Annotated in this window: 14 protein-coding genes and 1 tRNA gene; 6 read left to right on the top strand and 9 right to left on the bottom strand. The window is 71.7% G+C overall.

The window, feature by feature from the left end:
- Nucleotides 1-69 precede the first annotated feature (69 nt).
- Entirely contained in the window at nucleotides 70-678 is a 609-nt protein-coding gene (locus ACGF12_RS05440) for a TetR/AcrR family transcriptional regulator (RefSeq protein WP_393025827.1), read from the top strand.
- A 219-nt stretch (nucleotides 679-897) separates the two neighbouring features.
- Here ACGF12_RS05440 and ACGF12_RS05445 read toward each other — a convergent pair.
- Nucleotides 898-973, bottom strand: a tRNA-Arg gene (locus ACGF12_RS05445).
- Between the two features lie 634 nt (nucleotides 974-1,607).
- On the opposite strand from ACGF12_RS05445, the gene ACGF12_RS05450 reads away from it, so the two are divergent.
- The 5 genes from ACGF12_RS05450 to ACGF12_RS05470 all read left to right on the top strand — a co-directional run bounded on the left by ACGF12_RS05450 (nucleotide 1,608) and on the right by ACGF12_RS05470 (nucleotide 7,231).
- Entirely contained in the window at nucleotides 1,608-2,201 is a 594-nt protein-coding gene (locus ACGF12_RS05450; RefSeq protein WP_393025830.1) for a single-stranded DNA-binding protein, read from the top strand.
- 354 nt (nucleotides 2,202-2,555) lie between these two features.
- Nucleotides 2,556-3,992, top strand: coding sequence for a Cys-Gln thioester bond-forming surface protein (locus ACGF12_RS05455; protein WP_393025833.1), 1,437 nt, complete (start codon nucleotides 2,556-2,558; stop codon nucleotides 3,990-3,992).
- 278 nt (nucleotides 3,993-4,270) lie between these two features.
- Nucleotides 4,271-5,935, top strand: coding sequence for an energy-dependent translational throttle protein EttA (gene ettA / locus ACGF12_RS05460; RefSeq protein WP_393025836.1), 1,665 nt, complete (start codon nucleotides 4,271-4,273; stop codon nucleotides 5,933-5,935).
- A 109-nt stretch (nucleotides 5,936-6,044) separates the two neighbouring features.
- Complete coding sequence (locus tag ACGF12_RS05465) at nucleotides 6,045-6,488, top strand: acyl-CoA thioesterase (protein ID WP_393025839.1); 444 nt, start codon at nucleotides 6,045-6,047, stop codon at nucleotides 6,486-6,488.
- A gap of 50 nt (nucleotides 6,489-6,538) precedes the next feature.
- On the top strand, nucleotides 6,539-7,231 hold the full coding sequence (locus tag ACGF12_RS05470) for a hypothetical protein (protein ID WP_393025842.1): 693 nt from the start codon (nucleotides 6,539-6,541) through the stop codon (nucleotides 7,229-7,231).
- Between the two features lie 60 nt (nucleotides 7,232-7,291).
- On the opposite strand, the gene ACGF12_RS05475 is transcribed toward ACGF12_RS05470, so the two are convergent.
- The 8 genes from ACGF12_RS05475 to ACGF12_RS05510 form a co-directional block, all read right to left on the bottom strand.
- Nucleotides 7,292-7,696, bottom strand: coding sequence for a globin (locus ACGF12_RS05475; protein WP_393025845.1), 405 nt, complete (start codon nucleotides 7,694-7,696; stop codon nucleotides 7,292-7,294).
- 123 nt (nucleotides 7,697-7,819) lie between these two features.
- Complete coding sequence (tnpB, locus tag ACGF12_RS05480) at nucleotides 7,820-9,274, bottom strand: IS607 family element RNA-guided endonuclease TnpB (RefSeq protein WP_393025848.1); 1,455 nt, start codon at nucleotides 9,272-9,274, stop codon at nucleotides 7,820-7,822.
- A gap of 161 nt (nucleotides 9,275-9,435) precedes the next feature.
- Nucleotides 9,436-10,581: an ABC transporter permease gene (locus ACGF12_RS05485; protein WP_393025851.1), complete on the bottom strand. Its 1,146-nt coding sequence runs from the start codon at nucleotides 10,579-10,581 to the stop codon at nucleotides 9,436-9,438.
- Nucleotides 10,578-11,495: an ABC transporter ATP-binding protein gene (locus ACGF12_RS05490; RefSeq protein ID WP_393025854.1), complete on the bottom strand. Its 918-nt coding sequence runs from the start codon at nucleotides 11,493-11,495 to the stop codon at nucleotides 10,578-10,580. The genes ACGF12_RS05485 and ACGF12_RS05490 overlap by 4 nt, the downstream gene beginning before the upstream one ends.
- 156 nt (nucleotides 11,496-11,651) lie before the next feature.
- Complete coding sequence (locus tag ACGF12_RS05495; protein WP_393025857.1) at nucleotides 11,652-12,863, bottom strand: FHA domain-containing protein; 1,212 nt, start codon at nucleotides 12,861-12,863, stop codon at nucleotides 11,652-11,654.
- A 73-nt stretch (nucleotides 12,864-12,936) separates the two neighbouring features.
- Nucleotides 12,937-14,292, bottom strand: a complete 1,356-nt coding sequence (locus tag ACGF12_RS05500) for a VWA domain-containing protein (protein WP_393025860.1) — start codon at nucleotides 14,290-14,292, stop codon at nucleotides 12,937-12,939.
- Between the two features lie 97 nt (nucleotides 14,293-14,389).
- Complete coding sequence (locus tag ACGF12_RS05505) at nucleotides 14,390-15,718, bottom strand: PP2C family protein-serine/threonine phosphatase (RefSeq protein WP_393025863.1); 1,329 nt, start codon at nucleotides 15,716-15,718, stop codon at nucleotides 14,390-14,392.
- Between the two features lie 3 nt (nucleotides 15,719-15,721).
- Nucleotides 15,722-18,235: a tetratricopeptide repeat protein gene (locus ACGF12_RS05510; protein ID WP_393025866.1), complete on the bottom strand. Its 2,514-nt coding sequence runs from the start codon at nucleotides 18,233-18,235 to the stop codon at nucleotides 15,722-15,724.
- Between the last annotated feature and the right edge of the window lie 3 nt (nucleotides 18,236-18,238).

Here is an 18,238-nt window from a genome sequence, read left to right on the forward strand (position 1 = left end):
CTTTCATGGGTGCTGCGTGAGCTGTCGGAATCCATTCATAACAAACGTTTGGTATGTACGATAGCCCCCATGACGCCAGCCCGTGGAGACCACGACGCCCGCCGCTCGGAAGTCTCCGAGGGGGTGTGGCGGGTGCTCTCCAGCAAGGGCTTCGAGGGGCTGACCCTGCGTGCGGTGGCCGCCGAACTGGGCGCCTCCACCGGGCTGTTGACGCACTACTTCCCGAACAAGCGGGCGCTGCTGAGCCACGCGCTGGAGGAGCTCGACCGGCGCTCGCTGGCCCGGCCCCGGCGCGCCGCACCCGTCGACGGCACCCCGCCGCCGGTCGGACTGGCCCGGCTGCGGGCCGCGCTGCTCGACGTGCTGCCGCTGGACGAGGCGGCCGTGGCGGGCAACCGGATCTGGGTCGGCTCCTGGGACGTCGCTCTGGCCGACCCGGAGCTGGCGGCCGCGCACGCCGCCCGCTACGCCCGCTCGCGGGTGGCGCTCACGGCGCACGTGGCGGACGCCCAGCGGCTCGGGGAGCTTCCGGTCGGGGCGGACCCGGCCGGGCTCGCGGCGGGGGCGCAGGCCTTCGTGCTGGGGCTGGTGGTGCAGGTGCTGTTCGCCCCGGCGGAGTTCCCGGCCGAGCGGCAGACCGCGCTGCTCGACACCTACCTGGCGGGGCTGACGGGCTGACGGGGCCGGTGGGGCTGGGAGCCGGCCGGGGCCCAATCGCGCCTTCCGGCGGGTCGGTTTAGCGCGGGGGCGGGGGATTCGCCCGGAATTCCGGGAGATTTCGCGGCGGGCATGACACGCATTGTCACGGCTTATGTGCGGTGGGTGCTGGATTACCCGGAGGTTCGAAACGACCACGGAAAGTGTTCGCCGACGCGATGGCCTGCGGGAATTGCAGGGTGGTGCCCCCAGCAGGATTCGAACCTGCGACCTACCGCTTAGAAGGCGGGTGCTCTATCCGCTGAGCTATGGGGGCGGGACGGGCGGCGCCCTTGGCGGGCGTGACCGTGGCCGGGATCGGGCAGCGAGCGCTCGGGGCGCGCGTTGTCCGTCCCCGTACCTGAGGGTGGGGGTGGGGGTTGGTGGGCCCTCGCCCTGTCGGGGACAGGATAAGGGTGTTCAGTTCCTCGGCCGAGTGTGACGACACCGTCGTTGGTGTGTCGGTTCGGTGGAGCGGTCCGATAATCGCAGGTGAACGCCGTGAGTGCAGCGGTATGGCACTCTTCCGCGCCGGACGTTGTGCAGTCGTTACGGGGCTGCCTCCCCACCCGTTATGGATTCGGCACGGAGAATGTGTCGCCGCCGCCGCGGGTGGGGGCCGTATTCGGCTTGTGCCGGTCGGATGACGTGCGCGGACGGCGGCCGGTGCGGCTTCCGCCGCGCCCGGACGGGGGCGACGATCTGCCGGTTTGTTGTCATGGCCGCGAAGAGGTGGCTGCCTGGCGGTGTACGAAGGCTGAAATTCACCCCTGCGGGTGACGGCGGCTTTCCGTTGTGCCGAGTTATCCACAGGATTTCGGAACTCGGTGGCCGGGATTTCCCCCGGAGCGCACTCTCAACTCGCACCGCTCGATTCCGTACGGTGCATCGGCGAGAACGGAGAGTGTGCTGTGAGCGAGGCGCATGTGACGGTGCTCGGCAATGTCGCGACCGAGGTGACCTACGGGGAAACCGCCAACGGCGTGCCGATGGCGAACTTCCGGATCGGCTGCACGGAGCGCCGGTACGACCGCGAGCGGGCGTGCTGGGTGGACGGCGAGACGCAGTGGCTGAGGGTGACGGCCTGGCGGGCGCTCGCGGTCAACCTGATCGGCTCGCTGGCCAAGGGGGACCCGGTGCTGGTGACGGGCCGGCTGCGGGTGCGGGAGTGGACGGAGGGTGAGGTGAGGCGCAGTCGGGCCGAGATCGACGCCAGGTCGGTCGGACACGACCTCACCCGTGGTACCTCGGCCTTCCGTTGGGCGACCGGGGTGCGCGGGCAGCCGCCGGGCGGTGCCGGGCCGGCCGCGGCGGAGGCGGCGGAGAGGGCGGACGAACCGGTGCCGGGGTGGATCGCCAACGCGCTGGAGGCGCGCAGGGCCTCGGCGGTGGCCGCCGCACCGCGGTTGCCCGAGCTGCCGCCGGGTGTGCGGTCGGTGACGGAGCAGCAGGAGGACGTGTCCGAGGGGGAGAGGAGTGATGAAGACCGGGCGACGCTGAGCTGACCGGTCGGTGACCTTCCCTGTCGACAAATGTGTTGATCGAGAAGGTTGTTGTGCCCGCACGTGCAATCTCGGCCGGATAACAGAAAGTGGCGAAGTGATTCTGGTTGATCGTCAGCTTGTGTGGATCCTGAGGGGGTTGATAACGATACAGATACGGAATCGTCCTGATTTCGCATGGCGGTTTCGGGGCCTCTGAGGCTCAATAGGATTCGTCTGGTTCATACCCGCAGCAGTGCCACAGGGGGCACGCGCGGCACGGCAAGTCGGCAGGCTGCCCACTCGGTGTGGCCTGTCCCGGAGGGATCCCAGATGTTCAAGAGGCAGGGGCGGGGTCTGTCCCGCATAACCACTGTCATGCTCACGACCAGCGTTGCGCTGGGTGGAGGCCTGTTCGCGGCTGGTGCGGCGGCCGCGGCGAACACCCCGGCCTCGGGCGTGACCTCGGCGATCATCCAGCAGGACATGGTGTCGGAGACGGTCACCGTCAAGGGCAAGGGCGACGTCAACGCCGGTCTCTTCACCCTCAAGACGGACAGCGGTGTGCTGCAGACCTACTGCATCGACTTCGACAACCCGGTGTACACGGACAGCGGCGCCGAGTACCACGAGGCGGACTGGGGCGCGAGCTCCCTCGCCGCCAACGCGAACGCCCCGATGATCCGGTGGATCCTGGACAACTCCTACCCGCACGTCAACCTGACGGCGCTCGCCGCGGCCATCAAGGTCGACGGCCTGACCCCGGAGCAGGCCGCCGCGGGCACCCAGGCCGCGATCTGGAAGTTCTCGGACAGCAAGGAGGTCACGCTGCCCGACGACAACGCCACGAAGCTGCGCGACTACCTGATCGGGAGCAACAACAAGGGCATCGCCGCCGAGCCGAAGCCCTCGCTGACGCTCACCCCGGACTCGGTCTCCGGCAAGTCCGGCAGCAAGCTCGGACCGTTCGTCCTCAACTCCAGCGCGGGCGAGGTGAAGCTGGCCGTCGCCGGCGCGGCCGCCGACAAGGCCAAGCTGGTCGACAAGGACGGCAAGCCGGTCGGCGCCACCCTGGCCGGTCCGATCGCCAAGGACACCCAGCTGTTCCTGGACGTGCCGGCCGGTACCCCGGACGGTGCGGTCACCCTCAACGCCAGCGCCTCGACCATCGTGCCCAGCGGCCGGGTCTTCATGACCGGTGTGGACAAGTTCGGCAAGCACAGCCAGACCATGATCCTGGCCAGCTCCGACCAGCTGAGCGTCTCCGCCGCCGCCAAGGCCACCTGGAAGCAGGGCAAGGGTGCGCTGGTCGACAGCAGCGCCAAGGTCGAGTGCGCCAAGAACGGTGTGACCGTCTCCGTCACCAACAGCGGTGACGAGGCCGCCACCGTCACGGTCGACAAGCAGCAGGTGGCCGTCCAGCCGGGCAAGACCGAGAGCGTGCTCGTCAAGGTCGCAGAGAAGGCCAACTACGACATCAAGGTGTCCGGCCCGAGCGGTTACACCAAGGACTTCACCGGTGTCCTGGACTGCAAGGTCGGCGTGACCCCGACCGGCGCCCCGACCACCCCGGCCGCCACCGGCACCACCACCGCCACCCCGACCTCCTCCCACTCGGGCACCCCGAGCGCCGGTGCCGGCCAGCCGACCCCGGCGACCACCAGCGCCGCCCCGGGCACCGGTGGCCTGGCCCAGACCGGTGCCGACAGCAACACCCCGCTCCTGGCCGGCGTCGCGGGTGCCCTGGTCGTGGCCGGTGGCGCCGCGGTCTTCTTCCTGCGCCGCCGTGGCCGTCACGGTCGCACCACCGCCTGAACCGCCTGAGCGGGCCGGGGGAGTCGACCTCCTGAGGCCCTGAGCAGCGGAACCGGCCCGGCTCCCCGCGATCGATGCGGGGAGCCGGGCCTTCGCCGTTCCCGGGGCGGGGGAGGGGGCGCCGGATCCGGGGAGGTGGCCGGACGGCTGGAGGGCGGCGGGCCGTGATCGGCGATACCCCGGTGGGGTCACCTGGGCGGTTCGGGGGTTCCGGCCGGGTGCGGCACAATGGAAGGCTGCAAGCCGAATTACTCCCGACGACGCCGGAGCGATCTCACGTGGCGGAATACATCTACACGATGCGCAAGGTGCGCAAGGCTCACGGAGACAAGGTCATCCTTGACGACGTGACGCTCAGCTTCCTCCCCGGAGCGAAGATCGGCGTCGTGGGCCCCAACGGTGCCGGTAAGTCCACCGTGCTGAAGATGATGGCCGGCCTGGAGCACCCCTCCAACGGCGACGCCTTCCTCTCGCCCGGCTTCACCGTCGGCATGCTCCTCCAGGAGCCGCCGCTGGACGAGTCCAAGACGGTCCTGGAGAACGTCCAGGACGGCGTCAAGGAGATCAAGGGGAAGCTCGACCGCTTCAACGAGATCGCCGAACTGATGGCGACCGACTACTCGGACGCCCTGCTCGACGAGATGGGCAAGCTCCAGGAGGAGCTGGACCACGCCGAGGCCTGGGACCTGGACGCCCAGCTGGAGCAGGCCATGGACGCCCTGGGCTGCCCGCCCGGCGACTGGGCCGTCACCAAGCTCTCCGGTGGTGAGAAGCGCCGCGTCGCGCTCTGCAAGCTGCTGCTGGAGGCCCCCGACCTGCTGCTGCTCGACGAGCCCACCAACCACCTGGACGCCGAGTCGGTGAACTGGCTGGAGCAGCACCTGGCCAAGTACAAGGGCACCGTCGTGGCCGTCACCCACGACCGGTACTTCCTGGACAACGTGGCCGGCTGGATCCTGGAGCTCGACCGCGGCCGTGCGATCGGCTACGAGGGCAACTACTCCACCTACCTGGAGACCAAGCAGTCTCGTCTCAAGGTCGAGGGCCAGAAGGACGCGAAGCGCGCCAAGCGCCTCAAGGAAGAGCTGGAGTGGGTCCGCTCCAACGCCAAGGGCCGCCAGGCGAAGTCCAAGGCGCGTCTGGCCCGCTACGAGGAGATGGCGGCCGAGGCCGACAAGATGCGGAAGCTGGACTTCGAGGAGATCCAGATCCCGCCGGGCCCGCGTCTGGGCAGCGTCGTCATCGAGGTGGAGAACCTCTCCAAGGCCTTCGGCGAGAAGATCCTGATCGACGACCTGAGCTTCACCCTGCCGCGCAACGGCATCGTCGGCGTCATCGGCCCGAACGGCGCCGGCAAGACCACGCTGTTCAAGATGCTCCAGGACCTGGAGACCCCGGACTCCGGCAAGGTCAAGGTCGGCGAGACCGTCAAGATCAGCTACGTCGACCAGTCGCGCGCCAACATCGACCCGAAGAAGACCCTCTGGGAGGTCGTCTCCGACGGCCTGGACTGGATCAATGTCGGCCAGGTCGAGATGCCGTCCCGCGCCTACGTGTCGGCCTTCGGCTTCAAGGGCCCGGACCAGCAGAAGCCGGCCGGTGTGCTCTCCGGTGGTGAGCGCAACCGCCTGAACCTGGCGCTGACCCTCAAGCAGGGCGGCAACCTGCTGCTCCTCGACGAGCCCACCAACGACCTGGACGTCGAGACCCTGTCCTCGCTGGAGAACGCCCTGCTGGAGTTCCCCGGCTGCGCCGTGGTCATCTCCCACGACCGCTGGTTCCTGGACCGAGTGGCCACCCACATCCTCGCCTACGAGGGCGAAAGCAAGTGGTTCTGGTTCGAGGGCAACTTCGAGTCGTACGAGAAGAACAAGGTCGAGCGGCTCGGCGCCGACGCGGCCCGTCCGCACCGGGCCACGTACAAGAAGCTGACCCGAGGCTGACATCCAGCTGTCACGACGGCCCGGCAGACTGCCCTCCGGGGCGGTCTGCCGGGCCGCGGCCCGTCGCCGGTCCGTGACGACGGGCAACCGGACACCGAGGAGAACACCCGTGGCTCGCCACATCTACGCCTGCCCGCTGCGCTGGTCCGACATGGACGCCTTCGGGCACGTCAACAACGTGGTCTTCCTGCGCTACCTGGAGGAGGCCCGGATCGACTTCATGTTCACCCAGGCCGCTGAGGCCGGTGCCGGGGAGTTCGCGGGCGGCTCGGTGGTGGCTCGCCACGAGATCGACTACAAGCGCCCGCTGGTGCACCGGCCGGAGCCGGTCACCATCGAGACCCGGGTGACGCACATCGGCGGCGCCTCGCTGACCGTGTCCTACGACATCAAGGACGTCCACCCGGACGGCTCCGAGACGGTGTACGTCCGGGCCTCCACCGTGGTCGTCCCCTACGACCTGGCCGAGGGCCGGCCACGCCGGATCTCGCCGGTCGAGCGGGAGTTCCTCTCCCGTTTCATGGACGAGGCCCCGGCCGTCGCGGCAGTCTGAAAGTCCCACCCCGCACGATCGAACCCCACGACGATTCGAGCTGAGCCGCGTTGACCATCACCGCCCGCCTCGCCCTGACCGACACCGGCGAGGCCGCCGACCTCTCCGCCTTCCTGCTGCGCCTGTTGCGCTTCGACAAGGCGGCGGCCGTGCGGCTGCGGGCGGTGGCCACGGACGGGGACGACGGCGTGCTGGCGGTCTTCGGGCGGCTGCCGCTGGGCACCTCGGGCGCGCTGGCGATCCGCACCGCCCGGCTGAGCGGTCTGGCGGAGCCGGTCGACCTGACGGTCTCGGCCGGTCAGCTGCTGGACGGCGTGGACTCCGAGGCGGGCGCCGTGGCGCTGCCCGCGCCGGTGACCGGCCCGGCCTGGGCCGGGCTGCTGCCGCCGAAGGCCGGCTGGCGGCCGGTCGGGGCCCCGCCGGCGGCCGAGGTGTACCCCGAACTGATGGCCGGGGTGAAGGAGTTCCGCGAGCGCAGCGAGGCCGTCCCGGCGCACCACCGCACCCGCGAGGTGCTGGACCGGCTGGCCGACGAGATCTGGTCCCGCCCGGTCGGCGCGCTGCCGGAGCTGCCGCTGCGCGCGGTGCACGCCGCGTACGTGATCGGCTTCCTGAAGCCCGGCGCCCCGCTCACCGTGCACCGGGCGGGCGGTTGGCTGCGGCTGAGCGCCCCGGCGGGTTCGGTGGTGGTGCGGACGGTGGCCGCGCCGGGCGCGGGGCTGGGGCTCAGCCCGGCCCGGTGACCGTGTCCGGCGGCTCGGCGTACGGCGGCTCGGTGTACGGCGCGTCCGGTGTACGGCGGCTCAGCCCGGGGTGTTGATCATCGACGCGGCGGCGTACGTCAGGTAGTCGAGCAGCTGCCGCTCGTGCTCGGCGGGCAGCTCCAGGCTGTGCACGGCCGCGCGCATGTGGGTCAGCCAGGCGTCGTGCGCGGCCTTGTCGACCTTGAACGGCGCGTGCCGCATCCGCAGTCGCGGGTGGCCGCGGTGGTCGCTGTAGGTGCGCGGGCCGCCCCAGTACTGCATCAGGAACAGAGCCATCCGCTCCTCGGCCGGGCCGAGGTCCTCCTCGGGATACATCGGCCGCAGCAACTCGTCCTCGGCGATGCCCTCGTAGAAGCGTCGGGTCAGGAGCCGGAAGGTCGGCTCACCGCCGACCTGGTCGAAGAAGGTCTCCTCGCTGAACGTGTCTCGCCGGATCTCTGTCACCCGACCATGGTCGCAGACGCCGACGGGGTCGTACACCGGGACAAAAGGCGTACGACCGTTGCCGAGAGTGCCTAGCGTCTCTCGGCAGTCCGGGCGTTTCCGCGCGGACGGTCCGTATCGGTGTCACCAGAGCGCGAGTTGCGCTGTGGTGTCCTGATGACGGTCTCCCGCTTCCTTCTGCCGCTGGTGCGGCAGGGTTGCGCCACCTGCCCGCCCCGGCCCGGCCTTGCGGCCGGGCCGGGTGGTACGGGTCTTGCGGTCGGCTCCACGGGGCTTCGGCGCTTTCACGCCCTGGTCTCCGGCCACTCCGGTACCAGTGATACGGGTTGCCGCGAGAGCGGCGAGGTTGCGAGCCGCGTTCTCATCCCGGTCGATGACCAGGCCGCAGGCGTCGCAGTGGAAGGTCCGGACGTGCAGCGGCAGCTTGGCTTTCACCGCGCCGCAGCCGGAACAGGTCTTGGAGGACGGAAACCAGCGGTCGGCGACCACCACGGTCCCGCCGTTCCATTCGGTCTTGTAGGTGATCTGCCGCCGGATCTCGCCGAACCCGGCGTCTGCGATCCGGCGGGCCAGTCGCCGGTTCCTGAGCATCCCGGCGACGTTCAGGTCCTCGATCACTACCGTGCCGTACTCGGCGGTGATGGTCGTGGTGAGCTTGTGCAGGGCGTCCATGCGCAGATTCGCCACCCGGTGATGGACGCGGCTCAGCTCCGCGTTCGTGTCCAGCCACCCCTTGGACGGCTTCTGCCCGGTGCGCCGGTCCGGTCCCTGACGTCGGGAGACCCGGCGCGCCAGCCGCTTGAGGGTCTGGATCTCCTGCTCGTAGTGGCCGGGATTGGGGATGCGCCGGACGTCCCCGAGGCTGTCGGCGAGAACAGCGAGGCACTTGACGCCGAGGTCCACGCCGACCGCCACGTCCGGCCGGGCCGGGGCACGCCGTGCTCGCTGGATCTCGACCTGGAAGGAGACGAACCATCGACCCCGCTCATGCCGGACGGTCGCCGAGAGGATCCGGGCGGTTCCGTTCGCGATACGGCGTTGCAGCTTCCGTGTGGACTCGTGCGTGCGCACCGTCCCGATCCGGGGCAGCGTCACATGCCGACGGTCCGGCTCGACGCGGATCGCGCCGGTGGTGAACCGGCACGACAGCCGGGCCTTGTGCTTGGATTTGTGGCGGGGCAAGCCCGCTGGCTTGCCCCGGCGGTTGCCGCGCGGGGACCTCGCGTAGTTGTCGAACGCCGCCGCTGCGTTCGACAGCCCGGAGCTGTAGGCCTCTTTGGAGTTCTCCTGCCACCAGTCGGCGAATCGCGGGTCGGTCTTCTTGACCACGTTGAAGACCTTCCGCAGTGCCGGGAGCGACCACAGCCTCCACGGTGTCAGATCCTCCTCGGCAATGCCGTACGACGCCTCGGCCCTTCGCTGCCACCACGATGCCTCTACCCAGGACACCGCCCAGTTGTAAGCGGCGCGCGCCGCGCCGCAGTGCGATCGCAGCTGCCGCTCACCCTCGGCGCTCGGGTCCAGCGCGAAGCGGAATGCCTGCACCACAAAGCCCGGACGTGGCTCGAAACTTCGCACTGAACACCCCCATCCGCACGAGAGCGATAACCACAGTGACCGTAACAGCCGCCACTGACATCGATGAGCGCGTGCAGGGGCCGGCAAGTGGTACGGGGCAGCGGATCGGTGGACAACACCGATCCGCTGCCCCGTACCGGTTCAACAGGGAAGAGCCTCGGTCAGGCGTCTTCCCACTTGAACAGCTTCCAGGCGATGCCGGTGAGAACGGCCGCGAAGAGCAGCAGCCCGCCCATCGTCGGCAGGGCGTCCATCACGCCGCCGCCGCGGGTCAGCACCGACTGGGCGGCTGTCACCAGGTGCTTCAGCGGCATGACCTGCGAGACGGTCTTCAGCCAGCCCGGGGCGCCGTCCAGCGGGAAGAACGAACCGGACAGGAAGGACATCGGCAGCACGATGAGCTGCGAGATGCCGTTGGCCGCCTCCTCGGTCTTGGCGACCGAGCCGGCCAGCAGGCCGATCGACATGAAGGCGAGCGTCGCGCAGGCCACCAGCGGGAGGACCAGCCACCAGTTGCCGGTGAGCTTGAGCCCGAAGAAGCTCGTGGCGACCACCAGGAAGACGGTGGTCTGGAGGAAGGCGGTCAGCAGCGAGACCACGATCCGGGAGCTGACGACCGTACCCGCGCTGATCGGGGCCAGCCGCAGGCGCCGCAGCACCTTGGACTTGCGCCAGCCGACCAGGGTCAGCGCGGCGCCGAACACGGCGCCGGTGGCGACGGCCCAGCCGAGCAGGCCGGGGGTGAGGAACTGGATCGGCTTGAGCGACTGGTCCTCGACCTGCTGGGCGTCCACCACGTAGGCCGGCTTCTGGCCGGTGGCCGCCTGGTTGGCGCTCTGCACCACCGAGTTGACGATGCCCTGGAGCGCGCCGGCGCGGACCGTGTCGGCGGCGCTGAAGCGCAGCTCGACCTTGCCGTCCGGGCCCTGCGTGATCATCGCGTCGAAGTCGCCCTTGCGGACCTTCTGCAGCGTTCCGGCCTCGTCGTCGGTGCGGGTGATGGTGAGGACCTTGTCCAGCTCGGTCCGGCCCTCGCCCTGCATCGAGTCGAACAGCTTCACCGCGCCGACCTGGGCCACCTTGGCGTGCGGGCTGTTGTTGCCCTTGGTCACGCTGCCGAAGAAGACCAGGAAGACCAGCGGGAAGAGCAGGATGAAGAAGGTCGCGGTGCGGTCCCGCTTCATGCCGAGCAGCATCGCGCGGGACAGGCTCCAGAACGCGCTGACCCGCTCCTGCCCGCCGGCGGCGCCGGCCGAACCGCCGCGCGGGGCGGGCACCTTCGGCTCGGTGGAAGTGGAGACGGTCATGCGCGGAACTCCCGTCCGGTCAGCTGGAGGAAGACGTCCTCCAGGGTGGCGCCGCGCACCTCGAGGCCGCGCAGCGCGTTCTGCTCGGCCAGCACGCTGAGCACCGGGGCCGGGTGCCGGGTCGAGACGGAGAGCGAGACGGTGTCGTCCTCCAGGGTGGCGACGTCGGCGCCGACCGCGGCGAGCAGCTCGCGGGCCCGCTCGACCGGCAGCTGGCCGGAGGCCACGCTGATCCGGACGGTGTCGTCGATCTCGCGGATCAGCGCCGCCGGGGCGCCGGTGTGCAGGATCTTCCCGTGGTCCATGATCGAGACCCGGTCGCAGAGCACCTCGGCCTCGTCCAGGTAGTGGGTGGTCAGGACGACGGTGCGGCCCTCGTTGTTGATGTCCCGCAGGAGGTCCCAGAGGTTGCGCCGGGACTGCGGGTCGAGGCCGGTGGTGGGCTCGTCCAGGAAGACGAGCTCCGGGTCGTGCGCCAGTGCGCAGGCGATCGACAGGCGTTGCGCCTGGCCGCCGGACATCTGGTCGGTCAGCGTCTCGGTCTTGTCGGCGAGGCCGACCCGCTCCAGCATCGCATCGGCCCGCTTGGGGCCGACCCCGTAGAACGACGCGAAGGTGCGGATGGTCTCACGGGCCGTCAGTTTCCGGAAGAAAGCCGAGGCCTGGAACTGCACGCCGATGCGCGGCAGCAGTTTCGGATTGCGCGGCCAGGGAGCCATCCCCAGCAGCTCGACCCGACCCTCGTCGGGCTTTCGGACCCCTTCCAGGATCTCCATTGTGGTGGTCTTCCCGGCCCCGTTGGGGCCCAGGATCCCGTAGAACTCGCCGGCCTCGACGGTGAAGGACACCCCGTCGACGGCCTGCACATCCCCGTACCGCTGACGGATGCCGTCAGCGGATATAGCTGCAGTCATGTGCCATGAGAATAGGGCTTTCGGTGCGTCTTGTGCACACCCGGGACGTGAATTTGGGGATTTGCTGAGGAAGCCGGAAGAAAGCCGGGCCGGGCGAAATGTTGAATTCCGCCCGACCCGGCCCGAGTTGTGGTTGATCCACCATCAACAGGGCATTCAGGCGCGGTGCACCGTGATCGTCGTCCAGGCGCCGATGTGGATCCGGTCGCCGTCGTTCAGCGGTACGGCGGTGTGCGGGGTGATCGGTTCCGCGCCGCCGTTCACGGTGGTGCCGTTGGTGGAGTCCTGGTCGACCAGTACCCAGTTGCCGTCCGCCTGCTCGGCGAGCAGCGCGTGCTGGTGCGAGGCGCCCGGGTCCTCCGGCGGCACCGACAGGTCGATCTCCGGGACGGTGCCCCGGTGCTGGCTGCGCCGGCCGATCCGCAGCTGGCCGCGGCCGGTCAGCGGGATACGGCGCTCGGGGCAGTACGGCGGGAAGAACAGGCCGGCCGCCTCGGGGCCGCTGCGGGCCATCATCTCGGTGAAGTAGTCGCGGTCGGCCGAGACCACCGCGATCCAGTTGGACCGGACCGGCTCCGCCGGGACGGCCTCCGGCTGGGGCTGGTGCACCGGCGGGGCGAGGTGGAAGGACGTGCCGAAGTCGCCGCCGCGGTTGTTCGGGCCGGGGCCGGCCGGCTGGGCGTACACCGGGCCGGAGTCCTCGCGCACCGGCGCCTCGGGGAAGGCGCCCTCCGGCGGCGGGTAGCCGTAGGTGTGCGGGTACTCCGGCTGCGGAGGCGCCGGAGGCTGCGGCTGCTGGGGGGCGACCGGGGCCTCGGGAGGCAGGGTGGTGCCGCCGTAGGCCGCCGGGATGTTCAGCGGCGGGGGCTGGGCGGGGCCGGGTGCGGGCGCGCCGGCGGCCGGGGTCTGGCGGCGCGAGGGCGTGGACAGCTCGTAGTCGTAGCCGCACTCCTCGCAGAACCGGCCGGTCTGCGGGCTGCGGCAGATCGGGCAGACGGCCAGGCCCTCGGTGAGGCCCTGCGGTACGCCCGGCGGCACGGTCCCGGGGGGCGGGTAGCCGCCGGGAGGCGGTACCGCGCCGGGCGGCGGGAAGGCCCCGGGCGGGGGGAAGGCGCCAGGGGGCGGGAAGGCGCCGGGCGGGGGCGGCGGGACCGCTCCCGGAGGCATCGGCGGGGGCGGCGGCGCGCCGAAGGACGCACCGCCGTGCTGCGGGTGCCCGGCGGGTGCGCCGGGTGCGGGGTCGCCGCCGGGCGCCCCCGGGTAGCCCCCGTGGGCGCCGGGCGGCGGGACCGGCGGGGTCATCGGGAAGCCGCAGAAGTCGCACCAGTCCTCGGCCTGCGACTCGTGGCCCCTCGGGCAGATCGGCATCAGGTCCCCCTCGTTTCGGGCCGGCACGGTGCGGCGTCGCGCCGGGCGGCCGGCCCGATCACGTCTTCAGCGGTCACTTCTTCACACGTACCGTCTTGGTCGACCGGGTCTCAAGGGTCATCGAGTCGGCCTCGCTCACGTTCTTACGGAATCGAACCGTACCCTCCTTCGGGTCCACCACGTCCACCACCTTCTGCAGCAGCTTGTAGGTGCCCTCGTTCCCGGTCGCGTGCGCGATCCGGACGGCGGCGCCCAGCTTGGCGGTGGCGGTGTCGACGTCCCCGGCGCGGTGGGCCTCCAGACCCTCCTGGATCGAGGAGGCGAGCTCGGCCTGCCCGGTGTAGTGGGCGACCTGCGGGCTGATCCGGGTGGAGGAGGCCAGGTCGTCGGTCCAGACGGCCTTGACCAGGCCCTGGGAGAGCACCTCGGGGGTGCCGCCGCCGACCTGCGGGGGCAGCACCAGGCTGATCCGGGCGGCGAGCATCTCGTTGCCGACCGCGGCGGCCGGGACCTCGACGCAGACGTGGTAGTCGCGGCTCTCGTCACCCCAGGAGCCGGTCGGGTAGTCGCCGGCCCGGGGGCCGGCCTCGGCGCGGCGGGCGGTCAGGTCCTCGACCGCGGGGGCGACCTGCTTGACGAACTTCACGGTGGCGTTGGCCGGGGTCCAGATCCGCAGCGCGACGTCGGCGACCTGCTTGCCCATCGCGCCGGCCATCATCGAGCGGAAGTCCTCGGCCAGGCCGGAGGGCTCGGCGACGATGTCGACGGTGCCGAGCAGCGCTGAGGAGATGGTGCGCAGCTCGTCGATCCGCCAGTCGGTGCCGACACCGCGGCAGTCGGCGGTGAAGTGGCCGGTGACCCGCTCGATGTTGCGGGCGAGGTCCGCGGCCGACTCGTGCTCGTTGTTGCCGTCGGTGAGCAGGATGGCGTGCCGGATGGCGATGTCGCGGCGGGTGAGGAAGAGCTTGTCGGCCTTGGCCAGCCAGGTGCCCATCGCGGTGCCGCCGGCCGCGGTGAGGCGGCGCAGCGCCTCCTTGGCCTGGTCGCGGGTGCTGGGCGAGGCGGTGGCCAGGGTGCCGTCGCCGGGGAAGATGTCGCGGGCCTCGTGGGTGCCGGCCACCACGGCGAAGGCGGTGCCGTCGCGCAGGGCGTCGATGGCGGCGGCGGTGGCCTCGCGGGCGCCGTTGATCTTGGTCTTGGGGTAGTCCATCGAGCCCGAGCAGTCGACCAGGATCACCACGGCCGCGTTGGCGTCGGTGCCCTGGGCGGCGGCGTCGGTGAGGCCGAGCGGGCGGCCGCCGGAGGTGCCGCCGCCGGTGGCGGTGACGGTGACGATGGCGTTGACCTCGCGGGCGCCGTCGGCCAGGTACTCGTTCTGGAAGATCTCCACGTCGAACCTGGGCAGGTTCGGCTTCGCCAGTGTTGCCATGGGGCGGTCGGCTCCCGTCGGGTGAGGGGTGGATGTGATCAGGTCGGTGGGCGGTCCGGCGGTCCGGGGGCCGTCGGGCCGGGCGTGGCCGGGCCGGTCAGGCCGTCGGCGGCTGCGGGGGGACGGGCGGCAGGGGCGGGGCGGCGGGCGGCGCCGGCGGTGCGGACGGGACCGCCGGGGGCGCCGGGGGCGCCGTCGGAGGCGCGGGCGGAACCGGGGGCAGCGGGGCGGCGGGGGAGCCGATCACCGGCAGGTTCGGGAGGGTCGGCTCGTAGTCCTCGTAGTCCTCGTCGTCCTCGGGCGCCCGCGCGGCGGCCGGAACGATGATCGGCAGGTCGAGCGCGGTGGGCGTCTCCTCGACCTCCTCGATGGAGACGGCGGGCGGGTCGATCGGGAGCACCGCGACGGTGATGTTGTCGTGGCCGCCGGCCGCGACCGCGAACTTCACCAGGGTCTGGGCCGCCGCGAGCGGTTCGGTCCGGGCGTCCGGGCGGACGTAGTACGCCAGGTCGGTGGCCGCCTCGGCGTAGTTCCACAGGCCGTCGGTGCAGATCAGCAGCACGCCGGGGACGTGCGGGGTGAAGTCGAGGGTGTGCGGCACGATCTCCTCGGCGTCGGCGCCGAGCCAGCCGGTGATGGCGTGGGCGCGCGGGTCGGAGTAGGCCTCGGCCTCGCTCATCAGCCCGGCCTCGACCATCCGGGCCGCCCAGGAGTCGTCCTGGGTGAGCCGGAAGGGTTCGGCGGCGGCACGGTCGTCCGGGATCCAGTAGGCCCGGGTGTCGCCGACCCAGCCGATGGTCACCCGGCCGCCGGCCGCGATGGCGCTGACGTAGGTGCAGGCGGGGGCGTTGAGGTCGGGGCGGGCCGGGCCGGCGCCGTCGGTGGCGAGGTCGGCGACGGCCTTGGCGGCGTCGGCGATGGCGGCGCGCATCGCCTCGTTCGGGTTCCGGCCGGCCTCCAGGGAGGTCAGCAGGGACTCCGAGGCGGCGTCGACGGCGGTCTCCGAGGCCTCGTCAGGGCGGTCGGAGGAGGAGACGCCGTCGCACACCACGGCGACCACGACCGGCTCGCCGCCGGGCAGCGAGCTGGCGGCGACGGTGAAGGAGTCTTCGTTGCGGTGGTGGCGCACGCCGCGGTCGCTGACCCCGGCGACGCCCGCGAGGGCCTTCTCCATGTGGTCGCGGGGGCGCGGCTGGGCGCTGCCGCAGCCCTCGCAGTAGCCGTCCTCGGTGACCTGCGCCTGCCCGCAGGTCACGCAGACCGGCCCGCGCTGCGGCGGGACGGCCCCACCGCGGGCGGCGGCCCAGCTGGCGGGCATCGAGCCCGGGGCCGCCCGGCCGTCCCGGCCGGTCCCGCAGCGCCCGCAGAAGGCGTCCTCCGGCTCCATCGGCTCGGAACAGCTCGGGCACTCGGTCTGCTGCGGCATCGGCTACACCCACGTCCTGGGGCGGGCCCGGTTGGCCCGTTCCACCATCTCGATCCTGGTCTCGGCCCGGTCGGCCAACCGGGCGAGTACCCGGTAGGACTGTTCCAGGGCGAAGCGCAGTTCCCGCTCCACGGCGGGTCGTCCCAGCACCACGGTGGCGCCGGCCTGCTGGGCGCCCGCGGAGCCGGCCATGACCCAGCCGAGGGCGGCGCCGAGCACCTCGACGGAGAGCTCCTCGCGGCGGCGGTCGTCGAGGCGCAGCGCGGTGAGCTGGTCGGAGCCGGCGGAGAGGTCGGTGGCGAGCGGGTCGGTGGTGGGGCGTTCGCGCAGCCGGGCGCGGACGGCGGCGATCCGGGCGGCGGTGTACTGGCTGGAGGTGGCCGGGACGGACTCCAGTACGCGGACGGCGCCGGGCCGGTCGTCCTCGGAGAGGCGGACCCGGGCGAGGCCGAACGCGGCGCTCAGGTACGAGTGGTCGGTGGCCCACACCAGGCGGTAGAACTCGGCCGCGTCGCCGGCGTCGCCGAGGAGCTCGGCGCAGATGGCCAGGGCCAGCTTGGGCGCGGCCTCGCCGGGGAAGGCGTCGTAGACGGCGTCGAAGGCCTCGGCGGCCGCCCGCAGATCAGTTTCACTGCCGTTCTCGGCAGCCCCGACCAGGGCGACCAAGCCGCGGTACCAGACCACCCGCCAGTCGTCGGGGTGGTCCTTCTCCAGCTCGGCCAGCTCGTTCACGGCCATGCCCTGGCGGCCGAGTTCGAGCAGGGCGCGCAGCTCGCGCAGCCGGCTCTCGATCGAGACGGCGGGAGCGCCGCCCAGTGCGGCGATCGCCTCCTCGGGGTCGGTGGCGAGCAGGGTGGCGAGGAAGCCGGCGTTGGGGTCGCCCGGGTCGACCCGGGGGACGGGCAGGGCGAGGGCGGCGGCGGACGGGTCCAGCGCGGTCACCCGCAGCTGGCCCAGCTGGTCGGTGGGCAGCACCAACTCGGTGTCCACGACGCGCAGTTCCGGGCCGAACAGGGTGGAGGGCGCGGGCCGGGGCCGGTCGTCCTGGAGGGCCAGGACCTCCCGCAGCACGCCGGTGAGCTGGTCGGCCATCTCCTCGGCGGAGGAGAACCGGCGGGCCGGGTCGGGGTCGGTGGCGCGGACCAGGAAGCGGTAGTACGACTCGTACGTGGCGAAGACCTCGACGTCCTCGGGGCCGGGCAGCGAGTCGCGGTAGGTGGTGCTGTAGCCCTGGAAGTCGAAGGTGAGCACCGCGAGGGTGCGGGCCACGGTGTACAGGTCGGAGGCGGGGGAGGGGCCGTGGGTGGCGATCTCGGGGGCCTGGTAGCCGACGGTGCCGTAGATCGGGCCGTCGTGGTCGAGCCGGCAGACCGCGCCCATGTCGATGATCTTGAGGGCGTCGCCGCTCTGGATCACGTTGTCGATCTTGAAGTCGCAGTAGATCAGGCCCCGGGCGTGCAGGTACCCGAGCGCGGGCAGCGCCTCCAGCGCGTACGCGATCGCCACCTCCACCGGCAGCGGCTCGCGCCGGCCGTCCGGGGTGCGGCGGTCGTTGGCGATGTCCTTGAGCGACTTGCCGCCGACGTACTCCATGACGATGTAGCCGTCGGTGGAGCCGGTGCCGATGTCCAGGTGCTCGGCGAAGTTGATGATCCGGACGATGTTCGGGTGGTCCACCTCGGCCAGGAAGCGCCGCTCGGCGACGGCCGCAGCGAGCGCGTCCTCGTCCCCGGTGTTCAGCAGGCCCTTGAGGACGACCCACTTGTCGTTGACCCGGCGGTCCACCGCCAGGTATATCCAGCCGAGCCCGCCGTGCGCCAGGCAGCCGACCACCTCGTACTGCCCGCCGACCAGGTCGCCGCGGCGCAGCTTGGGAGTGAAGGAGTACGGCGTGCCGCACTTGGTGCAGAAGCCGTCCGGGCGGCCCGGACGGCCGTTCTTCTCCCGGCCCACCGGCGTCTCGCACTTGGCGCAGAAGCGCTTGCGCTCGGGCACCTCGGGGTTGGCCAGCACCGCCAGCGACGGGTCGGCCGTTTCCACGGTCGGCACGGTGACCAGGCCGGCGCCCAGCCGGTTGCGGGTGCCCGCGCTGACGCTGCCGCGGGTGGCGCGCACCGAGACCGAGCGGCTGGAGCCGGTGCGGGTCGAGCGGTGCGAGCGGGAGCGGCCGGACATCGAGCGGGAGGAGCCGGTGCGGGCCGACATGGAGCGGATCGAGCCGCTGCGGGCGGAGTCCGGGCTGACCCGCGCGGACGGGACGTAGGGCTGGGTGATGCCGGTGTCGGCACCGGGCGCGGTCAGGCCGCACTCGTCGCAGTAGCCGTCCGCGTCGATGGTGCCGGAGCAGTCGCGCGGGCAGGGCGAGCCGGGGCCGGCGGCCGTCGCCGCCTTCGGCGGCGCCGCGGTGGTGCCGGTGCCGCCTCCGCCCGCCGGCGCCAGCCCGCACTCGTCGCAGTAGCCGTCGGCGTCGATCCTGCCGTTGCCGGAGCAGTCCGGCCGTACGCACGTCTCGCCCATCAA

Origin of the sequence: Kitasatospora sp. NPDC048296, assembly GCF_043201815.1 — a bacterium.
GTDB lineage: Bacteria > Actinomycetota > Actinomycetes > Streptomycetales > Streptomycetaceae > Kitasatospora.

Coding starts and splice junctions, on each gene's coding strand:
- ACGF12_RS05440 (WP_393025827.1), top strand. CDS start 70: ATGACGCCAGCCCGTGGAGACCACGACGCCCGCCGCTCGGAAGTCTCC.
- ACGF12_RS05505 (WP_393025863.1), bottom strand. CDS start 15,718: ATGCCGCAGCAGACCGAGTGCCCGAGCTGTTCCGAGCCGATGGAGCCG.
- ACGF12_RS05510 (WP_393025866.1), bottom strand. CDS start 18,235: ATGGGCGAGACGTGCGTACGGCCGGACTGCTCCGGCAACGGCAGGATC.
- ACGF12_RS05455 (WP_393025833.1), top strand. CDS start 2,556: ATGCTCACGACCAGCGTTGCGCTGGGTGGAGGCCTGTTCGCGGCTGGT.
- ACGF12_RS05500 (WP_393025860.1), bottom strand. CDS start 14,292: ATGGCAACACTGGCGAAGCCGAACCTGCCCAGGTTCGACGTGGAGATC.
- ACGF12_RS05485 (WP_393025851.1), bottom strand. CDS start 10,581: ATGACCGTCTCCACTTCCACCGAGCCGAAGGTGCCCGCCCCGCGCGGC.
- ACGF12_RS05495 (WP_393025857.1), bottom strand. CDS start 12,863: ATGCCGATCTGCCCGAGGGGCCACGAGTCGCAGGCCGAGGACTGGTGC.
- ACGF12_RS05490 (WP_393025854.1), bottom strand. CDS start 11,495: ATGACTGCAGCTATATCCGCTGACGGCATCCGTCAGCGGTACGGGGAT.